The following is a 20,862-nucleotide window of genomic DNA, read 5'->3' on the forward strand; positions in this document are numbered from 1 at the left end:
TAAGCACGGGAGGTATCCTGAGTGAAATTAGATCAACAAATCAAATCTTCCTCTTTCAATGACTTGTTCAACAGCATTGGTTTTCTTGCCGCTTCTGTGATCGACCGCACGCTTCTTGATGAAGTTGTAAGTGCGTATTTTATCACCTCTGCCGCCGCCGCCAAGCTGGGTTTTTCTTCCTTGGTCATAAGCAGATTGAGTCGCACTATTTTTGTGCTCATTCACCTTGGCAGAAATAATTCTTAAAGCTATTGCTTTATTTTGTTGTTGGCTTCTTTCAGTGCAAATAACCACCTGAACCTTTGTGGGCTTATGAGTAATACGAATGGCATTACTCGTTTTGTTAACTGCCTGCCCACCTGGACCCGAGCTTCTTTTGAATGCCACGATATCCAAATCATACTCAGGAAGTAATTTCTGGGTTTGTTGAGGTGGCATTGGCAAAACAGCAACCCCCACAACACTGGTTTGCCATCGACCATTTTTCTCCGTGGGTGGCACACGTTGAATGACGTGTTTTCCCATTTCTTTGGAGAAGGCTTTGCCGACGCCAACGCCACGAAATTGTCCCACGACTTTGCCGGGAACAGAATCTAGCATTTCAGCTTTAAAGCCATTGGAGGCCGCATATTTGCAATAGGCGGCAAATAAATCATAGACAAAGAGGCACGAATCAGAGCCTCCTTCGCCAGCGTGGATTTCTAAGATAATGTCACTGGCTTCGGAAAGGGAGCTAAAGACACCCTCCCGCTGTATTCAACTGTTGGTTTTCACTAAAGACACCTCCGATTTTTCTTACTCATTTTCTTGCTCCTTGTTAAAACTTTTACTCAACACTGAAATGACACCAGAAACAATCTCGTTCATTTCGTCGTCTCTCTCATCTGCAACTAATGTAATCAGGTCTTTCTGCCCAATCACATAGATCATTGTATTGGGACCGGCATTCCCCTGATCCCAATCCCATTCTGCTTTACAAATCTTGTCCTTATAAACAAAAATCTCACTCAATTCCCTTGTGGGAAGTTTGTGATAGTCTTCGTAATACTCCTCCGTGTTGGCGTTCTCAAATACTGCATTTTCCCAATGCTGCCGTATAAGCCTTGCTGTAAGATAAACCGCCAGCTTCTCATCAATTTCATGTGGTATCAGTATATCAATGCCGCCGATTTCCATATAAGAATATAGTATAGCAGCAGCAGAAACAGAAGTCAAGTGGCGGCAGCCACCAAAGGTTGAATTGGAACCAACTTATCAGCCCCGGCGTGTCTCACACCGATTGGACGAGCTTGAATGAATGTGCCCCTCGCTTGGGGCATGTCTGGCTCGCCAACGACTTCGTATTGGGTGCCCTTAAACATAATTTGTGGACGATTTCCTGGTTCGAATTTTTGGGTAAGCCAACTATGTACCTCATCGGCATCGGCACCAAAAACATCAGTCACCAAGTCATCAGGATGCACTTCGTTGAGCCACTGTTTGTAATTATGCATACTCATATATAGAACCATGCATACAAGAACAGAATTGTTGAATTCTTTAATTCAAAAAAATAATTACCAAACCTATTTGGAAATAGGCACAGCATCGGGATGGAATTTTAATGCCATTGTTATTAACTACAAGGAGGGAGTTGATCCTACGCCCACGTCAGAGTGTAATCCTACACACAACATGACTTCTGATGAATTTTTTGCTCAAAACGACAAAAAATTTGACATCATTTTCATAGATGGATTACATGTTGCAGAACAAGTAGACAAAGATGTTGAGAATTCATTATATGTTTTAAATCCTGGGGGTATTATTATTTTGCACGATTGTAATCCTTTGGAGGAATTTTGGCAAACACCAACTCAGCAACACACAATTTGGACAGGAACTGTGTGGAAATCACTTGTCAAATTACGAACAAGAACAAATTTGTTAGTGGGGGTTATAAACATAGATTTTGGATGTGGCTTTGTTAAACAAGGCAAACAAAAACCTGTAGAACTCCACACAGATTTAACATATGCTTTACTTGAAACCAATAGACAAGAATGGCTAAATCTCATGAGTCCAGAAGAATTTTATAGCTTGATTGAACCAACGGCAAAATAACTGACATGGGCTGGCTCAATATTATCTTTTTGCAATCGAGATTCAATCCACTCTCTAGGAATACGCACCACAGAGAGTGGGGGAGGATTGTCGTATTGATGTTCAAGATGTTCTTCAATACGATCAGCCCACCACTTTACCTCTGACCTTTCCGTAAAGAATACTTTTCCCTTCGAATAGCTTCTATAAAAACCTTGTCCCATTGTCGGCTTCCCAGACCTTATCTCACCTGTTTGAATTATTTTCCCCGATACAGGCGAAATATGATATAAATATTCGTCATTTGGCTCGCTATATTTGAATGATGACAGTGGCACCACAGATAAAGCCTGCGTATTTTGTTCACTGAGCCATTGAGTAAAATTATGCAGCATATATTTTGTCATAGTGATGAGCTATGGCCCATTGGCAAATTTGTTTGAGAACTGCCAAACGCTGTTCAATTCCATTGGCAGACAAGCCACCCACATGCATTGTGGCCCCTCCGTGTTGCGTAACAGAATATGGGTCTCGTTGATGGAGTTCTGTTTGATCTCTTTCTACTTGTTGAATTCTCATCAACAATTCACGCACATCAATGTCAAAAAATCCCCCATCATTGTCTGGATATTTTAACAAATCACTAAAAATCACTCTTGCATTAGCGTTCGCCAGATTTAATGGTGGTGGAGCATCTTGTGGTCCGCTAAATTTCAGAATTGGCACTCGATACACTTCGCCTTTGAATGCACCACTTTGTTCTTTTTTAAATGGAGCATACTCCACACCCATTTCATCTAGATAATATTTAATAGCTTGTAAAATGGTTTTTACCATAGGCTCTGGCCAACCTGCGGGATAGAAGCTGAGTTGTTCGCCATTGCCATCAAGCGTAATTGTTTGATGGTACATCGAGCCTCCATCCCTCACGGCTTTTTGTTCTTCAGGAGTTAGTTTTTCCCATAAAGGACGAGTTATTTTTCTCGCCAGATGATCGCCAAGTTCATATAAGTCATTTACGTCATTTTGGGAATCATAATCCTGAATATAGACATTCATACTTTCCCGCAACTGCAACCATTCATTGAAGTATTTCATACAGTTATTTAGGCATCATTAACAAAAAAAAAGCCCGGCTTTCACCGGGCTTTTTTTCCTCCTCAAAACCTATTGGCAAGATGGATAGTAGTAATATTGTCGAGGTTGACAATAGGGTTGAGTCTGATAGTAGTATTGTCGGGGCTGACAATAGGGCTGAGCCTGATAAGGCTGATAGTAGTATTGTCGGGGCTGACAATAGGGCTGCTGTTGATAGTAGGGCTGTGGCTGTGTTGGCTGACCATCCCGCTGATAATTCCCAGTCGATGGATTGTAATACCAACCATCCTTTTCATCATAACGACGGTCATAACGATAGTCATTATGACGATCATAATCATAGGGTCGAAGTGGTCGGAATTCATGCTCCCACTTCTCTTTCCAACCATCTCTCCAAGATTCTGCCGTTGGAGGAATAATGGGAGGCGACGGCGGCAACGCACCTTGATTTGGCATCAATTCAGGGCAAGCTGGACGCCAAACCTCATTGTCATAACCCCGATTGTCATAACCCCGAGGCATCGGAGGTACGGGCACCAGGGGACGGTCTTGGGCAAAAGCAACGTTTGCCACGAAAAGCAGTACGCAGCAAAGCACACTTCTCATAATTGGCTCCTTCCATGAAACTGAGATTCCTACACACTCCATTGAGCGTGTTTCATACTCCCATTATACTTCAGAAATGCGGGATGTAAACTTTTTTCCAAAAAAAAGGCTGGCAGCATTGCTACCAGCCTAATAATCATCGAGAGATAGCTTGCCGTGCGGCAGAGGCCCGACAATTTACTTAGTCTACCAGTGGATCATCAGGATCATTTGAAACAACGGCGGCTGTCCAGGCACCAAAGCCAAGTTCAATCCAGCTTTCGTGAATCCAAGCCCATCCACCCTTGCCCCAATCCTTGCCCCAAGAATTTACTACTTTGTAATAAACTTCGCCATCCTTGATTTGCATACCAGCAAGATACAAAGCGTGTCCACCACCATTTTTATGAGCATATCGTTTAATATAACCATTTTCATCTGGCTCAAATTTAGATGTTACAAACACGCCAATTACAACAGGTTTGCATCGTTGAATGGCTGAGCCGACTTGTTCTAGTGACTCACACAAGAAAGGCTTCATTAGTTTATGTTTTGCCCTATCGGCTTCATAGCCCTTTTTGTAATTAGGCTTTTGCCAATTCCACATATCAGCATATTCTGTGGTGCATATACCCTCTTGTGTTAGCAAATTCAACGCAGTTTCAAGCATCATGCCATCATCAGAGCCATTGTTGCCCCGACGATAAAGATCAGCAATTGACCACTTTTCATTTTTATAGCCGCAAATTTTATGCAAAGTGGCTGCCATTTGTGTTGCAGCACAAGCACAACAACTACTTTGTCCATCTTGATCTGCAATCTCTGGGATGAATCGACCGAAATCTACACTAACCCATTTGTCTCGTGAAATTAGTGGCTCATTGGGAGTATCTTCAGTATATACTCTACCCTGCCAGCGGGTTTTCAAATTAGGTTGAGCCGGTTTCAATCCTCCAAGTTTTCGCCATGCTCCAGCAGCCCAAAGAACTTCTTTTTCGCCGCCTGCCACTGCTCCAGGGGCTTTCTTTACTGTTTCTAGTTCACGAACCAACTTGACTGCTGCTTCGCTATCAGGGGGATAGGCACCGCCATATACCACCTCCCCGGCTTTGCCAACTAACAAATATGGCAAAGCAGCAGGCTTGCCATTCTTTTCCAGGTCATCTAAATAACTAAAATATTTAGTCAAATCTTTTCCGGGTTGTCCTCGGTAGACAAGCCGAATATCATGATTTTGCCCATCTAAATATGTTCGAAAAGCTTCATCAGTCAACAATCGTCCATTTTCTTGTGTCCAATTCAATGGATCATGAACAACTACTAAAGACAAATGCGAAATCGTAATAGGTGGTTTGGGCGGCAAATCCTTCTTCAAACAAGAAGAAAATGAACACACCACCACCGCCAACATAAGTCCCCATACTACATGCTTTAACTTCCTCATAAGATTACCTCCAAAAGTGTCCACTATAATATAGTCTGGAACTTTTTGTTTCCAATCGTACAGTGGAAGCAATGTTGGTAATTTTCGGGCGGGATAGTGTACGGACTGTGTATTTCTAATCCTAGTTCTACTCGTATTTTTTCCAACCGTTGACAAAATACATTCAACCAAAAATACACAGAACCTTCATGTATGATAGGGCTATAGAAGAACTCTACTTTTTCTCCTTCGTATTTTCTCCACAAGTCCATATTAGGGGGCATTTCTTTACGGACCACAGAAATGTGGGCAGGATACATCTGGGGCTGGATTTCTACATATTTTGGCAACAACGCTCGATAGTATCGAGTGATTTCAGGATCGACATCTACCACAAGATGGGTAAAGCCGTATCTCAGGGTGCCAATGGATGAATGTAGAAGCATGATGACTCTTCTAACCAACGCATGATGACTCTTCTAACCAACGATCTCTGGCGGCTACGGCATCCATTTTGTCAGCAAAATTTTCGTAATAAAGTGTTTTGCCTTTTTTTATGATATGCACACGCCATTTTCCACTATGTTTTTCCCAAAACACATGTTTGTAACCAGACTTGTTGTTGAGTGGCAAACTTATTGTATCAACCAATTTTAAATGTTTTTTTCGTTTTCCACGAAGTATTGCCGATACCGTACTGGGGTCTGTCTTAAATTTTACAGCAATATCTTTTTGTTTCATTCCGCTGTTGTAATCTTCAAAAATTTTTATTGCTTCTTCATCACTGATGTATTTTCTACTTGCTTCTCTGTAGAGTATTTTATGTGCAAAACAATTCCATAACATATAAGGCTTCACCATATCAATAAGTGCCTTATACGACTCAGTGCGAACTCTAATTACATTGTCTTTGCAAACAGTGCTTTTAAATCCCATTTGCGACAATTGGCTTACAAGAAAATTGCAATCATCTCTGTTAAATGAATATGTGGCAAATTTTACACATCTGTTTTTAAGATTATTTGTACCATCGTCAAAAAACCAAATAGCAACTGCCAATGGAGTAAGTGTTATATTGTGCGGAACAATTTTTACACCTTTTGGATACCATATCTTTCGCAATTCTGCCAAGTGAGGATGAGTTTTTGTATAAAATTTAGATTTTGAATACTGCTTTCCCTTCGCCCAATTTTGGCAAGTTTTAACAGAACTAGCTATACTGCCAAAAATACCAAAATGCCAATTCAAATATTCTATTCGTTTCGTTGCTTGACTTTTTGAGAATGATGGAGAGCCATATTTAACTTTGGTTAAATGTCCATCTCCCAATAAAGAGCCTGTTAAAACTTGTAGTTGGTAGTCAGAAAAAACAAATGTGTCGTTTGCCATACTATTATATAGTATACAAACGACACATTTTCGCAATCTTATCAAAAATTATTCTTTTGGATTGTCGTTTTCCAGTTCAGTCGTCCAAAAAGCCTCGGATACCATCTTGTCTATGAAATGCTTCCAAGACTTGTATACAAATCTCTTCTCAACCTTAAACAGGCTGAATTCTGGCTTCTTTACCTCACGCCGCAATTTCATATGGGCTTGCACTGGAGTGCGATTATCTTTCTTTTGGTTACAATTTATGCAACAGCTTGTGCAATTTGTCCAAGTTGTTTGTCCACCTTGGGCACGAGGAACAATGTGGTCAATCGTCAACTCTGACAAATCGGGTTGTTTGCCGCAATATCCACAAGTGTAATTATCTCGCTTGTGGATCATTCTTCGGCTGAATTTCACCTTACGGCTAGGCAGCTTGTCATAATCCGTCAGCAAAATAATCTCAGGGATTTTGAACTGCTGGAATGCACTACGCAGACCTTCTTCGTCATCCATAACCCTTAGTTTGGACCAATCATCCCAATTGTATGTGGTGAATGCGGTAGGATCAATAATCAATGCTTTTTCATTAAAAAGCATGGATATAGCCCTACGCAATGTGACTACGTTTACAGCAGTCCACATTTTGTTCAAAACCAATACATGTCGTTGAGTCAATACATTTCTCATTTTACTCTCCCAGTAGCGGCACCGGGATTTGAACCCGAATTTACGGCTTATGAAACCGCTGTCCTAACCAGATTGGACGATACCGCCAAAATTATATACTGTCTTTAAACTTTTTCTTTCTTTCTGCTCTCAATTGTTCCAACTCTTCATCATGAAAGAACTTATAAGTTTCCATCATAATAACACTCTTTAATAAAGCCATTTACCAAGTCATGTGTAGAAAGAGGGCATTCTTTTTCTTTCTTAAATTCCTTGGCTTTTGCATAAATTGCATCAATGTTCCATCGCAATTCTTTGTGATGCACAACTTCTTTTGCATCAAATGAAAATCTGAAACTTTCAATCCATTGAATCATTTATGTCTCCTATTTACTAATCTTTTTTACCAAAACTAAAAGGCAATTCTGCTGCCTCGAATCCCGCTGCTTGTTTATGTCCCCCGCCACCATATTTCTTTGCAATCGCTGAAAGATCAATGTCTTTGCTGGTGGTCAAAGAGAAAATCCATTGTTTTCCATTCCACCAAAACCCAAGCATCGCATCGTGTGCAAAAGGATCAAAACGACTCTTGTGAACACTGCTGCCCCGGCTTGGGCCATTGATTACTGTCCATCTCAATCCTTCCCATTCTAAATCAAAACCTGACGATTTGCAAGTATATACATCTTGCTTTTCTTGGTATTCTTGGCAAAAACGACCCACACTAATTACATTACCAACACTTACTGGAGCCCTGTCTTGCAACAGCATGTCCCACCATTTCATATTGTCGGGTGGCTCAGCCAAACATTTCATGCCATATTGAAATGGCAACACACGATCATCTTTATGATCCCACACATCGTATCTTCCCAGCAATTTAACAGCTTCCGGCATGGCAACATTTGGTGCGGCGAAATACATCCACGTCAATTCGCACGCAGCCAAATCAGTGGCTCGCAATCCTTCAACGTAAAACACAGCCTCTTTTGCCCAATCAATTGAAGTCTTGTGATGGTCGATCCAAGTCAATCTACATAAATCTTTCAACCTCCACATATCAGTATACGGTTGAACGGTGAAATCCACCATAAAAATTACTTCATCTTTTTCAATCAACTCCCAAGGAAACTTCTCCCCATAATTAACGGGGATAAGTTCACACGATGGATGTTGCAATTTGACAATAGCCGCAGAACATTTTCCATCAAAATCACAGCCGTGGTAAAAACACTTCATTTACAACATCCTTTTTATATAAAGCCCTGCGATATAACTGAGGCGGCAGCTTCAATCATTGCTTTTTTAACACTTTCCTCTTTGCTATTTTCGCCACCAACGCCATTATGATCCCAAGTGTGCCAAACTCCATTATTCCATACATTGGCAACCAATCTCGGATTTTTGCCCCTGCCGACATATAATCCCCAACTGTCATTTCCCAGTGATTTCCAACACACAAGTGGCTTCATACAGTGTTCATTCAATATAATTGTAAATGCCCCGTAATCGGATCAATTTTTTCATCTAAGTCAGGACCAATTGCCAAAGCGGTAAGGGTGGGCACTCCACCAAATTCCGTTAGACCACTATCAGTAATTGTGTGTGCTTCAAGTCCTGCTGCCTTGGCTTTCTCGTACAATTCCTTCAACTCAGCTTCGCTATGACATTGGCAACATACCTTAGCGAAATTTCCCTCTATCCATTCCCATTGTGCCGCCGAAAACAAGTCATTCACTGCTGGATGCGGTCGATTTCCCAAAGAAGAATGCAGAGCAGCTTTCTGTATCCTTAGGGACATAAAGACCATAGCAGCGTGAGCCCCTTGGGCAATTTCTTTGCCTCTTCGCATCTTCAAATCTTTACGAATGACGATGACTTGTTTAATTTTGCTCATAACAACGCACTTTTCACTAGAGGATCATGGGAAAACACTTCCACAAATTTCTTTTCTTCACATGTGGGAACATCAACAGCATATTTCTTTCGCAATTGTGATATTCTCGTTGCCTCTAAACTGTGTTTCTCCAACAGGTCTCGCACATCCTCATCTGACGCCCAATCTTGAAAATTCACTATCATATTTTTTCTCTTATTAAAGATGGATTTTCATATTTTTATTTTACTACAAAAATCACTTTAATAAAAGAGTAAAAATCAAAAAAAAGAGCCCCGGCATTTGTTTTGCCGGGGCTCTTTGAAAATCAGGGCTTTATTCGTCTTCCCCGTTTCCATTGCTTCGGCAAGTCGGAATCAACATTCGTCCATCTTCCATATTGCGATGCACTCCACCAGAAATTGCTTCGCCAATACGTTCCCAATGGGAGATTTCATCGCCCTTGGGTTTGTTGAGCAATTCCAAGTGCTTGGCCATCGACTTGGCGGCGATTCCAACATCATTGGCATGAATCTTCAATCCCTCATCGGAATTGCTGACAGCCGACAACTTGGAACGCTCCACCGCTTCTCGGATGACTGCGGCATTGTGACCGACCAGCGGCTTGACAGCCTTTTGCAAATCGGCATCCTCTGCCACCAGCTTGTCACCAGCGTAGTAACGAACCAAACGCACGGTCGCACTCATGTCAGGCGGATCGATGGTCACAACCGCATCAATTCGACCCGGACGAATAAATGCACTGTGAATCGTTTCCACCAAGTTGGTTGTCAACACCACCATAATCTCGTGATGCTTGCTGTCAACACCGTCCACCAAGTTGAGGACGCTGTTCATGTCATCATCACGCTCATCGCCACCAACGATACGATCAACGTCTTCTGCGAACACCACGGCGGGCTCATACAACTTGGCGAAATTCAACGCCAAGTCCAAATCCCGCACGTCTTGCAGATACAGGAACGTCCATTGATTTTCGACACATTTCTTTGCCAACACATGGGCTGTCAAAGTTTTTCCAGTGCCGAAGGGGCCTTCGAGCAACACACCCCGCTTGAGCGGAATGCCTTGCTTGCGGCAACGCTCGGAATATTCCACCGGGTTGAACAGGCTGGTTGTCACCTGTTGCATGGTGGCTTCCGACAAAATCAATCCATCGGTCTTGATGCCAGCCGTTTCCATGAACTTCGGGCAGAAGCTGGGATTGAACTTTCGGATACGATTGCCATCGGTATCACGGAAATTCATCTTGATAGCCTTGCCACGATAGATGCTATCGGTCTTGCATTTCTTGCGGACCAATTCGGCAATCTCATGGACCACGCCTTCATCCCGACGAACAACCTCACCCTGCAAACAGAAAACCGGGCGATTTTCGATCATCTGGAAATTGCATTCCAAATAACCTTCAACCTTCGGAATCTGGCAACGTCCCCACGGCACTTGCATGGTTTCGCCAGCACCAATATCCACGGCAATCATGGTTGGCGGATTGTCCCCGAAAAATCCAGGGGTCGGAATCAAATCTGCCCAACCGTACTTTTCCTTCAAGACCCGGAAGAAATTCACAGCCCCATCGAGCGGGAAAGCCTCAATGACTTCGGAAATTCCAACCGTAGTCATTTCTTCCTTCTGCTTACGCTGAAGCCATCGAATTCCCTCATCGAGGCTCATCCCATCGGGAAGGATAATCCTATCGCCTTTGCGATGAATATTAACCTCCCCCAAAAGGGCTGACCCCCCGGCGATCTTTTGGAGTTGGGAAACAAAATCTGACAATTTTTTTTCGTCTGCCACGCTGGCTACTCCTTTGCTAAAGTTTTCTTAGAATACCACATCGACAGACCCATTATACTTCAGAAAGTTGGGTTGTAAACCTTAGGCGGGCAAATTACTCAGACTCTTCGAAACAGAACTACGTTGACCACCCCACAAGTATTATGTTAGTTCCAGCTTATATTACCCTGGTTTTCTTTGTGTGCGTTTTAATTCTATATCCCTCAAATAGGTCGAGATTCTTTTCAAAGCAATCATCGCAAATGACGCATCTAATCTCATCACAGGACAACATTTTGTCAAGTGCTCCCTCAGGCGGATTTGAATAACCTATTTGATCGTGGCGACTACCATAACCAAAAGAAATTATGGCACAACCACCATCACTAGGCCCACACTCATTAACTTCTAGCTCTTTTTTACACAACAAGCATTTGGGCATTCTTCTTCCTCTTTTTTGAAGTGTTTGACAACCTTCCACAAAGCATAAAGTATTAAAGACATCAAGATAAAATCAACACCAGCCGCATAAAATTGTCCAACTTCAAATTTTAAATTAGGAACAGGTTCCCAAACAGCCTGTCTCCATGTTTCTCCTGTATATTTGCCCAAAAATTGAACAATGGGCATAATCAAACTCTCGGAAAAGGCTGTAATCAATTTGGAGAAAGCTATGCCCAACGTAAATGCAATCACTGCACCGAAGGTTCGTTGCTGAAAAGCAAATGCTTTCCACTCATTAAAACGATCATCCAACTCCTGTCCAATTCTGTCTAGGACAACTTGGTTTAATTCCTTTTCTCTCTCGCTCAGTTGCTTTGTCTCGCTCATCTGCTTTTTTCTCTTGTAAAGTTTTTTCGTGAAACCATTTTCGTGGATTGCCACAGCAATACCTAGAACATAATGCCAAATTATCAGCCCATTTTTCTGCTCTTTGGCCAGCCCAAGGGTAAAGTTCTCGGGCACGTTTTTTCATCTTAGCTTTCGCAATACGACGTTCTGCTCGCTTCATAGTCAGCACCCTTTGATGGACATCTTACCATTCCCGGCTTTATGTGTCAATTTCTGACCAACTGAAATTCTAGTAACGCAACCTGTTTTAGGGGGTGTCTTTGGCTCTGGTTCGTCTACACATTTGCAGCCACAACCACCACATTGATTTTTACATTTATGCTTACCCTTAGACATTCCTGGTCCGCTCAAACCCGTTAAAGAAGCCGCCCCCATTATTCCTCCCTTATCTCAAAATCTGAATATAGTGTTCGTAACCCATTACACAATTCTTGAAAATCTCTTTCTACTATACACAAACTACCGCAGCTTTTATCATTAATAAAAACGCACACAGAAACATGGTTATTCAAATTGGTAGAAACGCTTAATTGAACCTTCATGCAAGTATATATGCTTGTAAAACCTGTTCAATATAATCAAACGTCTCTTGGGTATAATGTGGGGCACAGCCAACAAAGAAAACCTCTTCGGCAAATTTCTGTGCCACTGGATATTCTTTAAAATCTCCCAAATGACAAAACCCTGGTTGCTGCAAAATGTTATTAGCAAAAAAATTCCTCGTTTGAATGCCGCTTTTTTCCAAATGTGAAACCAATTTATTTTTTTGCCGAGAAATAAGAGGCACACAGAACCACGAAACATCTGCTTGTGGCAATACTTTGACATCACAAACTTCACAGTATTTTCTAAACAGATTTACAACAATCTCTTTATGTTTTTTTCTTTTGGCAATAATTTCATCGACTTTGTTGAGTTGCACCAATCCCAAAGCTCCCTGAAGGTCTAGAGGTTTTAAATTGTAACCAATTTCTGTATACACATATTTGTGATCTACTACACAATTGCAATTTGGAATCCATTCTTTGAATCTATTGCCGCATTTCCCGCAAGGTAAATAATTTTCCGTTCCTCTGCAAAAACAATCTCGTCCCCAATATGCAAACCTTCTGCATGCTTGAAGAATTTGAAAGTCATTTGTTGTGACCATTCCACCTTCCATTGTGCATATGTGATGAGAGGCGTAAAAAGAATAAGTAGATACAACAGCAAATTCTGCAAGGTGTTGCGTATTCCAAGTAGTTCCAAGAGAATCACAGCAATCTAAAATTAGTTTCAAGTTATGATCTCTGCATATTTGTCCCAATCTATCCATGTCGGGGGGGTTGCCAAACGCTGGGCTTAGGATAATGGCTCTTGTTTTGTTGGTAATATTTGCTTCGATTTTGCAGATATCAAAATTTAGACTATCGTACTCTGCATCAATAAACACGGGCTTCAAATTGTTTTGTATGACAGGGGCAACCGTAGTCGGGAATTGAACCACCCCCATAATAATTTCATCACCATCTTTCCATTCAAAAATTTTCTTACAAGCGGATATAGCCACTAAATTAGCACTGCTGCCGCTATTGAGCATCAGTCCATATTTCTGTGAAAATTTTGCTGAAAATTTTTCCTCAAATTCTACAACAGTATCCCCAGATGACAGCCATTGGCTTGTTTTAATATTTTCAATAGCAGCTTCTTTTTCTCTATTGTCCCAGTAGGGCTCAGCGTATTTTATGTACATAAACTATAATAGGGTATGAATGTATTAATTACTGGTGGCTGTGGGTTTATTGCCAGAAATTTATGCTCTTACTTGAGTTACGACCACTTAGTATATGCTGAGGGTCGGCAAACACTGAATTTGCTTGATAAGTCACAATGTATAAATTTCTCTGAAAACCACCATATAGACACCATTATTCACGCCGCAATTGAGGATAAACAAAAAGGCTGGCCACATGGACATAGTGCATCTACGTTTTACAACAATATTTCTATGTTTGAAAATGCAATAACCTATATTCCTCATAAACTATTCATCAATATTGCGAGCGGAGCAGAGTTTGACAAAGAGCAAGAAATAGTTTGTGCAAAAGAAGAAGAAATTTACAAAAAATTTCCCAGAGATTTTTATGGATCGGCTAAAAACATCATAGCAAAACGTCTTAAAAACAATGGAATAAATCTTAGGTTGTTTAATTGCTTTGGGTTTGGCGAAGCCCCCAGAAGTCTTGTTATAAATGCGATCACAAAAGCAGAAAAAAATGAACCAATTCATTTATTAGACAAATGGATGGACTTCTTTTATATCGGGGATTTATGTCGTGTAGTAAATCATCTGTTGACAAAATCAAAAATAAAATCATCTGATATCAATTGTGTGTATTCACAAAAACACAAGTTGGTAGATGTTGTCAAAATAGTGCAAAAAACAATTGGAAAAGAAAATGAAATAAAAATAACTGAATATTCACCTTCTTATACAGGCAATGGAGATAAATTGGCTTTATTAAACTTGCCACTAATGGGATTAAACGAAGGTATAAAGGAAATGATACAAATTCGGGCGTGGAATCAACAAATGCAGGAAAAATAACATGATAACTGTAAGCGATTACATAGCAGAGTATTTGAAACAAGCAGGAATTACACACGTTTTTATGATTACTGGTGGTGGAGCCATGTATCTCAACAATTCATTTGGAAAGTATTTCAAACCAATATGTTTCCACAATGAACAAGGCTGCACCATAGCAGCAGAAGGATATGCAAGAATACACAATAAAATACCTGTGGTGAATGTCACAACAGGACCAGGGGGTAGCAACGCCATCACTGGTGTGTTGGGTGCTTGGACTGATTCTATACCAATGCTTGTGATTTCAGGACAAGTTAAATATAATCAAACAGCAAGATATGCAAAAAGTCTTGGCATAAATCTGAGGCAACTTGGCGATCAAGAATATGATATTGTAAGCATGGTGTCTCACATTACTAAATATGCAGAAATGGTAATTGATCCATATTCCATTAAATATCACCTTGATAAAGCACTCCATCTCGCCCGCACTGGACGACCTGGGCCTTGCTGGCTAGACATTCCTCTTGATGTGCAAAATGCAAAAATAGATGAAGATAAGCTGAGTGCATACATCGGCCATGTGTCTTCTTTTCCCAAAATAGACAAACCCACCATCACTCGTGTTTTGGATTGTGTCAAGAAAGCAAAAAGACCTGTTATTTTGGCGGGGCCGGGTATACATTTTTCTGGCTCTATTGATGTTTTCCATCAACTAATAGAAAAATTCAACATTCCTATTCTTACAGCTTTTAATGCTCACGACTTACTTGAGCACGACCACCCTCTTCGTGTGGGTCGTCCGGGCACCATTGGTGAACGAGGTGGAAACTTTATACTACAAAACGCAGACTTATTATTAGTGTTGGGTTGTAGATTAGACATACGGCAAATAGGATATAAATGGGAGGCATTTGCTGAAAAGTCCACAAAGATAGTTGTTGATATTGATGAAGCAGAATTAAAAAAACCCACCATATTTCCAGACATACCAATTCATGGAGATGTTAAAGACTTCATGGAACAAATGCTTTGTGAAGAGTGCAATATTGATAGAACCGAATGGATAGAGTGGTGTAAAGAAAAGTCGAAAAAATATCCAGTAGTTTTACCAGAACACAGACAAGTGTTGACATTGAGAAGCAAGCTACCGTTGGTCAATCCGTATGGATTTATGGAAGAAGTGGGAAAACAACTGCCAGAAAACCAAATTATGGTCTGTGGCAATGCCACGGCATGTATTATACCTTTTCAAGTCATACCGATGAAAAAAGGACAACGTATGTTTAGTAATTCAGGCATGGCGGCGATGGGTTGGGATATATCTGCTGCAATTGGTGCCCATTTTGCATCTGGGCAGAAGATAGTTTGTTTTGCTGGCGATGGTAGCATTCAAATGAACATACAAGAGCTTCAAACAATTAGACATCACAATTTGCCAATAAAAATATTTTTATTAAACAACGGCGGCTATCATTCGATACGACAGACCCAAACCAACAACAATTTTAATCCAGTGGGATTTGATAATACCAATGGCATAAGTTTTCCTTGCATGGAAAAAATAGCCTATGCATATGGAATCAGATATTTGAAGTGTGATAATTACCCAACAATCAAAGAAACTGTGGCGGCGACACTCTGCGAGGACGATCCCGTAATTTGCGAAATTGTCTTAGATGAAAGACAACCATTTTCTCCTAAAATAGCCGCCCGAAAAGCTGAGGATGGGTCGATGATTGCCTGTTCATTAGAAGATATGTGGCCATTCTTGGATCAAAAAGAATTAAAAGAAAATATGGTGAAATAATGCACATAGTAGACCATTGTGTTGTATGCAAGAATAAAAAAATAATTAAAACAAAATCAAAAATTTCTGATTTTATCGCATATTATCTTTTTAATGGCATAAAACCAGATTGTAAAACCATATACTGTCCAGAGTGTGGATATCGAGGATCAGACATACGATTTGATGAAGATGAGCTAAAGAGATATTATTGGGATTATAGAGGAGAATATTATGAGTTCGTCAGAAATCACATAGAGCCAAGCTACGAAAAAATTTCGAATCATATTGATGAGGAGGGGGAAATAACTTTTAGAAAAAATTACATGCGTAATTTTTTTGCAGGAGTGGTTGATTATACAAAAATAAAAACCACATTAGATTATGGAGGACACAAAGGACAATATATATTAGAAGAATTCTCAAATGCCCAACAATACATCTACGATATATCAAAAAATAATAATATAGACATAGATTCAATAGATAAAATAGACTTCATTATGATTTGCCATGTTTTGGAGCATGTGTCTTATCCAGACAATTTATTACAACACATCAGAACAATGTGTAAGGAAAACACCATTCTATATGCAGAGGTTCCATTATGCGACAATTGGAAAGACAATGCAAAGGCTGTTTCAGAACACATTAATTTTTTCAACACAAAGTGTTTTAAAAGATTGTTAAATTATAATGGGTTTGTGGTGACAAAAATAGAAACAACCTCCCGTTATTCCAGTTGGTTTGCACCATCTATAATTTGTTGTGCAAAAATATTGTCATAATAATAACACAGGATCACACCAAATAGCTTGGCACGAGTTATAGCTTCCAATTGTAACAACTACTAATTCCAACACATCAATGTTTTCTATCATTATTTGATAATCTTCCACCTGTCCTGCTGTTCGCATTGGTTGTGAACGCCAAACCAATTCTCCATCACACAAGATGCAAAACACCATTGTAGAATTGTATCCTTTAATGGTCTCCGAAATACCAACAGAACCTTTCAGTCCATGATATTTTTTTTCTAATTTATAAACCAATCTTGAGGCTGGTCCTACTATGCTCATGTTTGGCAAAATAGTACCAAAATCGGTTGGATGTGCCCAAAGTCCGTGCTGTACTTCTTGCCCCCTAAGCCTTGCTTTTGCCCACACACATGCTGCCGATGGCAGTAAAAAATCGCCCTCAGTCGGTTGTCCATTTTTCCACACAGTCACACCTTTTAAACTACAATAAAAGATGGCTTCGTGTGGTGTTAAATTTGCCAAAAATTCTTCTTTGTTGTACATTTTTTTTAAATTTTTTCTCTTCTGAAGATTTTTTAACGGATGTGCAATACTGGTTGGTATCGCAATCTCGCTTTCTGATATTTCGGGAGTAAATCGCACTGCGTATTTTGTGTCTTCGCCTAAATTACCTATGCGTCCAAAAACTGCTGCTGCCGTTGGATAGATTATTTCCTCTACCGCATAATGAGAAAAATTAGGGAAAAAACCACCTTGATATTCTTTTGTTGCTTCTAAAACCTTGGTAAAAAAATCCATTTTCATCAAGCCACTAATACAATTGTGTGAATAAAAATGAACAGCCCCTAACATATAGTAAACAGGCAATTGTTTGTTAAAAATCTTTTCGGGCAGCCATTGATCTCCTTGCTTTCCTGCTCGTTGACAAAACCCCAAATCAGCATAATCACACTTAGTGCTCAAATCCTCTTTAAACAAATCGTTCAAATACAAAACATCAGATTCGATATAATTATACCAATCTGCTTCTGGATATTTAGCATATGCGTAATTTAAACCAATAGCAATGTTTTTATAAGGACTACGCTTGCAATTATGATAAACCCCCTTTAAAAGTTCTGTGTTTTCCGGGCATTTGAAATTATGAAATAGCTGCCACCCTGCTGCATCAATAACCACGATAATCTTGTCAGTAACCCATTTTCTTACAGAATCAATTGTGTTTTCCAATAAAGGCGGATCATTGTGAGCATTAATAATTGTGACGATATTCATTTTTACTATTATATATTAGTATGAAAATCCTTATCATTACTTACTACAGAGACAATCATGCGGAACTTGCCGCACTCACCAATAAAAATAAAATTGACTACTGTAATTATCGCAATACATTAGGACATTCTTATACATTTTTTCCCTGGGAAGGGTTTTACAAGGGAGTTGTTGAATATGCTGGCTACTATAAAATAAAATTAATGAAATACTTGCTAAAAAACACCAATTACGATGTTATTTTTTATCAAGATACAGATACACTTATAATGAATTTCACGATTGCTATAGAAAGCCTTTTTGACGAAGATCATTCATTTTTTCCTGTCTTAGAACAATCCAATTTAATCAATGCTGGAAACTTTATTCTCAAAAACAATGATGATGGAAGAAAATTTATTGATTTTTTAGATGGCGAAATGATCCACTGGGCAAAGCCTGTCAAGAACAAATTTCAAGAACAGGGAATGCTAAGATACTATTGTACACAAGATGAATGGAAATCAATAGTAAAAATTATGCCACAAAGGGCATTTAATTCATACATTCCACAAGGAGTATTAGACTGTCGTGGGGTGACCAAAGGAGATATTTTCCAGAAAGGTGATTTCTTGCTACATTTTGCCACACATACATTATGGGGACACAACATATTGAAAAAAAGGATAGAACTCGTCAACTACTATCAAAAAGATATCATTTATTCTAGAAAGCTATTTATTTAATACAATATCTTCGCAAATTTTTACAAACTCCTTGGTTTGCACAACACTTTCTTCTTCTAAAGCTTTCATATGACCTTTGACTAAATGCATGGTTTTCTTCGCCCACTCTATTTCTTTTTCACTTGTTCCCAGTGCCACGCCATATTTGTACATTTCTGGTTTTTTATATGCCATATGTGTAGTCTTCGCAGTCCTATGCTCAGGGGATACAACGCCATCCACTGGCAAAACCACAATGGGCACACAACCACACATTGCCGCTTGTACTGGCAAACAGGAATAATGATCGTAACAAATAAACTTCTTTGTAGTATTAAATATCTGGCATAGAATTTGATTGTCTTGATATCCGTCAATACAAATGGCATTTTGACAATGTTTATCAAGGCTTTTATACCATCCCTTCCTAACTATCATACATTCTCCTTCTCTTTTCAAACCTTTATCATAAAACACATCACCCGATAAATCCACGGACGATAAACTCCCCAATGGTTTTCTATTACCGCCATCTATGTTTATTTCATAGTCGTCAGACCAATTGAAAACAATATCAGTTTCGCACAGAGAAACATTTATGTTATGATAAACAAACCATCTGACAAAGTATTTGGCACCATTGGGCGGGCATCCTCCCCATAATGGTTGCATAGGTTCAGGATAAATAAACACCGAGTTATCAGGCGTAATGGGAGGAATAGATGGAATATAACAAACATCTCCTGGTTGAGCGTCAAAATGCCACCCATGCGGAACAAGCAGTGCTTTAGAATGTGGCTTCATACTCGTTCCCCACCCATATGCTCTTTCCCCAAGAACAGCCAAATTATCAACCAATTTATTTAAAGCAACTACCAAACCTACTGTTTCGGTCCAAGGTAGCAACCATACAAAATAATTTAACTTGCCTGCCATTATTTTTTTAAATTCACATAGACTGGACTGCTATTATATAAAACATCTTGAAAAATACTGCACAATTCTTCTTTGCTGTCTGGATGATAAGTTATTATATTGGAAAAACACTTCATAATCACTAAATCATCCTCTGCGTGGTGGCTAAATCCTTCGTTTTCATAGTCTTTGTTTCTGCCCGAGCCCACTAATTTAACAGCTATTTTTTCGCAATTGAGATAATTTCTAATAAACTCAAATGGTCGATATAGTAAAAAAGGAGTAATAGAATAACACACTGGAATATGTCCTGCCAAAGCTAATCCAATACCCATTCCTACCATTAACTGTTCTGCTGCTCCACAATTGTAAAAACGACCTGGAAATTCTTGTTGAACAGTATCCCATAACCCAAAACCCAAATCGGCAGTTATAACAACGATCCTGTCATTTATTTTCATTTCTTCTAACAGAAGATTAGCGAATGTTCTTCTCATAAGAAACTTTTTCTTCCTTATTCATCTTTGTATAATGAGCACCTATTGTATTGGGGAAAGGATCATTAGAGGTTAAATATATCTTAATTTTTGGATAAAACAGCATTAGTTTTTCTGACAACTGTTTTCTGTTGACTTCTTTATAGGCAGCGAAACCATTCATATTCACACATACTTCGATGGGTATATTGTGCTCCTCTATAAAAGACAAACTTTCCCAAACACTGCCCTCGGCACATTCTCCATCAGAAATTATACAATGCGTTGATCTACCAGCTATTGCATAACCAATAGCAATGGGCAACCCACAACCCAAACTACCCGTAGAACAGTAAATTTTATTTTCTGGATCGTAACATGGGTGAATGCCGTGCTTAAGCAACAAACTCTCTGCATTGATTCCGAAAAAATGTTCTATTGTGCAGTATAGTGCCAATCCAGCATGTCCATTAGATAGAATTACAACATCATTGGGGTGTTTGCTGTAAATATCCCAAAGAATTTCCACACAAGAAAGACAGCTACTAATATGGCACAAACTATGTTTTAAACTAAGGTCCAATATACGTTTTTTTATTGTTATCATCTATACTATCAAAGTA

At 39.6% G+C, this 20,862-nt stretch carries 25 protein-coding genes and 1 tRNA gene; 5 read left to right on the forward strand and 21 right to left on the reverse strand.

Features of this window, described 5'->3' with window-relative positions; all coding sequences use genetic code 11:
- Nucleotides 1–27: 27 nt before the first annotated feature.
- The 3 genes from M0R80_08165 to M0R80_08175 form a co-directional block, all read right to left on the reverse strand.
- Nucleotides 28–699 (reverse strand): PCRF domain-containing protein, encoded by a 672-nt coding sequence (locus M0R80_08165; protein MCK9459598.1) that lies wholly within the window; start codon nucleotides 697–699, stop codon nucleotides 28–30.
- 96 nt (nucleotides 700–795) lie between these two features.
- Nucleotides 796–1,176, reverse strand: coding sequence for a hypothetical protein (locus tag M0R80_08170; GenBank protein ID MCK9459599.1), 381 nt, complete (start codon nucleotides 1,174–1,176; stop codon nucleotides 796–798).
- 35 nt (nucleotides 1,177–1,211) lie between these two features.
- Complete coding sequence (locus M0R80_08175; GenBank protein ID MCK9459600.1) at nucleotides 1,212–1,493, reverse strand: hypothetical protein; 282 nt, start codon at nucleotides 1,491–1,493, stop codon at nucleotides 1,212–1,214.
- A 16-nt stretch (nucleotides 1,494–1,509) separates the two neighbouring features.
- Between M0R80_08175 and M0R80_08180 the strand changes: the two genes are divergently transcribed.
- The gene (locus tag M0R80_08180) at nucleotides 1,510–2,103 is read left to right on the forward strand and encodes a class I SAM-dependent methyltransferase (protein MCK9459601.1); all 594 of its coding nucleotides are present in this window, start codon (nucleotides 1,510–1,512) and stop codon (nucleotides 2,101–2,103) included.
- On the opposite strand, the gene M0R80_08185 is transcribed toward M0R80_08180, so the two are convergent.
- The 14 genes from M0R80_08185 to M0R80_08250 all read right to left on the reverse strand — a co-directional run bounded on the left by M0R80_08185 (nucleotide 2,073) and on the right by M0R80_08250 (nucleotide 13,485).
- Nucleotides 2,073–2,489 (reverse strand): hypothetical protein, encoded by a 417-nt coding sequence (locus tag M0R80_08185; GenBank protein MCK9459602.1) that lies wholly within the window; start codon nucleotides 2,487–2,489, stop codon nucleotides 2,073–2,075. The genes M0R80_08180 and M0R80_08185 overlap by 31 nt on opposite strands.
- On the reverse strand, nucleotides 2,467–3,180 hold the full coding sequence (locus tag M0R80_08190; GenBank protein ID MCK9459603.1) for a hypothetical protein: 714 nt from the start codon (nucleotides 3,178–3,180) through the stop codon (nucleotides 2,467–2,469). Before M0R80_08190 ends, M0R80_08185 begins: the two co-directional genes overlap by 23 nt.
- Nucleotides 3,181–3,242: 62 nt before the next feature.
- Nucleotides 3,243–3,515 (reverse strand): hypothetical protein, encoded by a 273-nt coding sequence (locus M0R80_08195; protein MCK9459604.1) that lies wholly within the window; start codon nucleotides 3,513–3,515, stop codon nucleotides 3,243–3,245.
- Between the two features lie 452 nt (nucleotides 3,516–3,967).
- A complete protein-coding gene (locus M0R80_08200) occupies nucleotides 3,968–5,209 on the reverse strand; it encodes a C1 family peptidase (GenBank protein MCK9459605.1) in 1,242 nt (413 codons plus the stop codon).
- Between the two features lie 435 nt (nucleotides 5,210–5,644).
- Nucleotides 5,645–6,577 (reverse strand): hypothetical protein, encoded by a 933-nt coding sequence (locus tag M0R80_08205; protein MCK9459606.1) that lies wholly within the window; start codon nucleotides 6,575–6,577, stop codon nucleotides 5,645–5,647.
- Between the two features lie 48 nt (nucleotides 6,578–6,625).
- Complete coding sequence (locus tag M0R80_08210) at nucleotides 6,626–7,159, reverse strand: HNH endonuclease (GenBank protein MCK9459607.1); 534 nt, start codon at nucleotides 7,157–7,159, stop codon at nucleotides 6,626–6,628.
- Between the two features lie 103 nt (nucleotides 7,160–7,262).
- Nucleotides 7,263–7,336 (reverse strand) — tRNA-Met (locus M0R80_08215).
- A 74-nt stretch (nucleotides 7,337–7,410) separates the two neighbouring features.
- A complete protein-coding gene (locus M0R80_08220; protein ID MCK9459608.1) occupies nucleotides 7,411–7,605 on the reverse strand; it encodes a hypothetical protein in 195 nt (64 codons plus the stop codon).
- Nucleotides 7,606–7,621: 16 nt separating this feature from the next.
- Nucleotides 7,622–8,467 carry a hypothetical protein gene (locus M0R80_08225; GenBank protein MCK9459609.1) on the reverse strand — a complete coding sequence of 282 codons (846 nt, stop codon included), beginning with the start codon at nucleotides 8,465–8,467 and terminating at the stop codon, nucleotides 7,622–7,624.
- A 14-nt stretch (nucleotides 8,468–8,481) separates the two neighbouring features.
- Complete coding sequence (locus M0R80_08230; GenBank protein ID MCK9459610.1) at nucleotides 8,482–8,700, reverse strand: hypothetical protein; 219 nt, start codon at nucleotides 8,698–8,700, stop codon at nucleotides 8,482–8,484.
- An 11-nt stretch (nucleotides 8,701–8,711) separates the two neighbouring features.
- Nucleotides 8,712–9,125: an aminoacyl-tRNA hydrolase gene (pth2, locus tag M0R80_08235; protein MCK9459611.1), complete on the reverse strand. Its 414-nt coding sequence runs from the start codon at nucleotides 9,123–9,125 to the stop codon at nucleotides 8,712–8,714.
- Between the two features lie 315 nt (nucleotides 9,126–9,440).
- The gene (locus M0R80_08240; GenBank protein ID MCK9459612.1) at nucleotides 9,441–10,922 is read right to left on the reverse strand and encodes an ATP-binding protein; all 1,482 of its coding nucleotides are present in this window, start codon (nucleotides 10,920–10,922) and stop codon (nucleotides 9,441–9,443) included.
- A gap of 387 nt (nucleotides 10,923–11,309) precedes the next feature.
- Nucleotides 11,310–11,867 (reverse strand): MscL family protein, encoded by a 558-nt coding sequence (locus M0R80_08245; protein ID MCK9459613.1) that lies wholly within the window; start codon nucleotides 11,865–11,867, stop codon nucleotides 11,310–11,312.
- 424 nt (nucleotides 11,868–12,291) lie between these two features.
- Entirely contained in the window at nucleotides 12,292–13,485 is a 1,194-nt protein-coding gene (locus tag M0R80_08250) for a DegT/DnrJ/EryC1/StrS family aminotransferase (GenBank protein ID MCK9459614.1), read from the reverse strand.
- Nucleotides 13,486–13,500: 15 nt separating this feature from the next.
- On the opposite strand from M0R80_08250, the gene M0R80_08255 reads away from it, so the two are divergent.
- From M0R80_08255 to M0R80_08265, 3 genes are read left to right on the forward strand one after another with little or no spacing between them, the layout of a single operon-like run.
- Complete coding sequence (locus M0R80_08255; GenBank protein ID MCK9459615.1) at nucleotides 13,501–14,340, forward strand: NAD-dependent epimerase/dehydratase family protein; 840 nt, start codon at nucleotides 13,501–13,503, stop codon at nucleotides 14,338–14,340.
- Nucleotide 14,341: 1 nt separating this feature from the next.
- Nucleotides 14,342–16,132, forward strand: coding sequence for a thiamine pyrophosphate-binding protein (locus M0R80_08260; GenBank protein MCK9459616.1), 1,791 nt, complete (start codon nucleotides 14,342–14,344; stop codon nucleotides 16,130–16,132).
- Nucleotides 16,132–16,899, forward strand: coding sequence for a class I SAM-dependent methyltransferase (locus M0R80_08265; GenBank protein ID MCK9459617.1), 768 nt, complete (start codon nucleotides 16,132–16,134; stop codon nucleotides 16,897–16,899). Before M0R80_08260 ends, M0R80_08265 begins: the two co-directional genes overlap by 1 nt.
- Here M0R80_08265 and M0R80_08270 read toward each other — a convergent pair.
- Nucleotides 16,894–18,144 carry an NPCBM/NEW2 domain-containing protein gene (locus M0R80_08270; protein MCK9459618.1) on the reverse strand — a complete coding sequence of 417 codons (1,251 nt, stop codon included), beginning with the start codon at nucleotides 18,142–18,144 and terminating at the stop codon, nucleotides 16,894–16,896. The two genes, M0R80_08265 and M0R80_08270, sit on opposite strands and share 6 nt — an antisense overlap.
- Nucleotides 18,145–18,164: 20 nt before the next feature.
- On the opposite strand from M0R80_08270, the gene M0R80_08275 reads away from it, so the two are divergent.
- Nucleotides 18,165–18,869: a hypothetical protein gene (locus M0R80_08275; protein ID MCK9459619.1), complete on the forward strand. Its 705-nt coding sequence runs from the start codon at nucleotides 18,165–18,167 to the stop codon at nucleotides 18,867–18,869.
- Here M0R80_08275 and M0R80_08280 read toward each other — a convergent pair.
- From M0R80_08280 to M0R80_08290, 3 genes are read right to left on the reverse strand one after another with little or no spacing between them, the layout of a single operon-like run.
- Nucleotides 18,858–19,784, reverse strand: a complete 927-nt coding sequence (locus M0R80_08280; protein MCK9459620.1) for a hypothetical protein — start codon at nucleotides 19,782–19,784, stop codon at nucleotides 18,858–18,860. The genes M0R80_08275 and M0R80_08280 overlap by 12 nt on opposite strands.
- Nucleotides 19,784–20,260: a hypothetical protein gene (locus M0R80_08285; GenBank protein ID MCK9459621.1), complete on the reverse strand. Its 477-nt coding sequence runs from the start codon at nucleotides 20,258–20,260 to the stop codon at nucleotides 19,784–19,786. The genes M0R80_08280 and M0R80_08285 overlap by 1 nt, the downstream gene beginning before the upstream one ends.
- Nucleotides 20,241–20,846 (reverse strand): hypothetical protein, encoded by a 606-nt coding sequence (locus M0R80_08290; protein ID MCK9459622.1) that lies wholly within the window; start codon nucleotides 20,844–20,846, stop codon nucleotides 20,241–20,243. Before M0R80_08290 ends, M0R80_08285 begins: the two co-directional genes overlap by 20 nt.
- Between the last annotated feature and the right edge of the window lie 16 nt (nucleotides 20,847–20,862).

This window comes from Pseudomonadota bacterium (genome assembly GCA_023229365.1).
Classification (GTDB): domain Bacteria; phylum Myxococcota_A; class Polyangia; order JAAYKL01; family JAAYKL01; genus JALNZK01.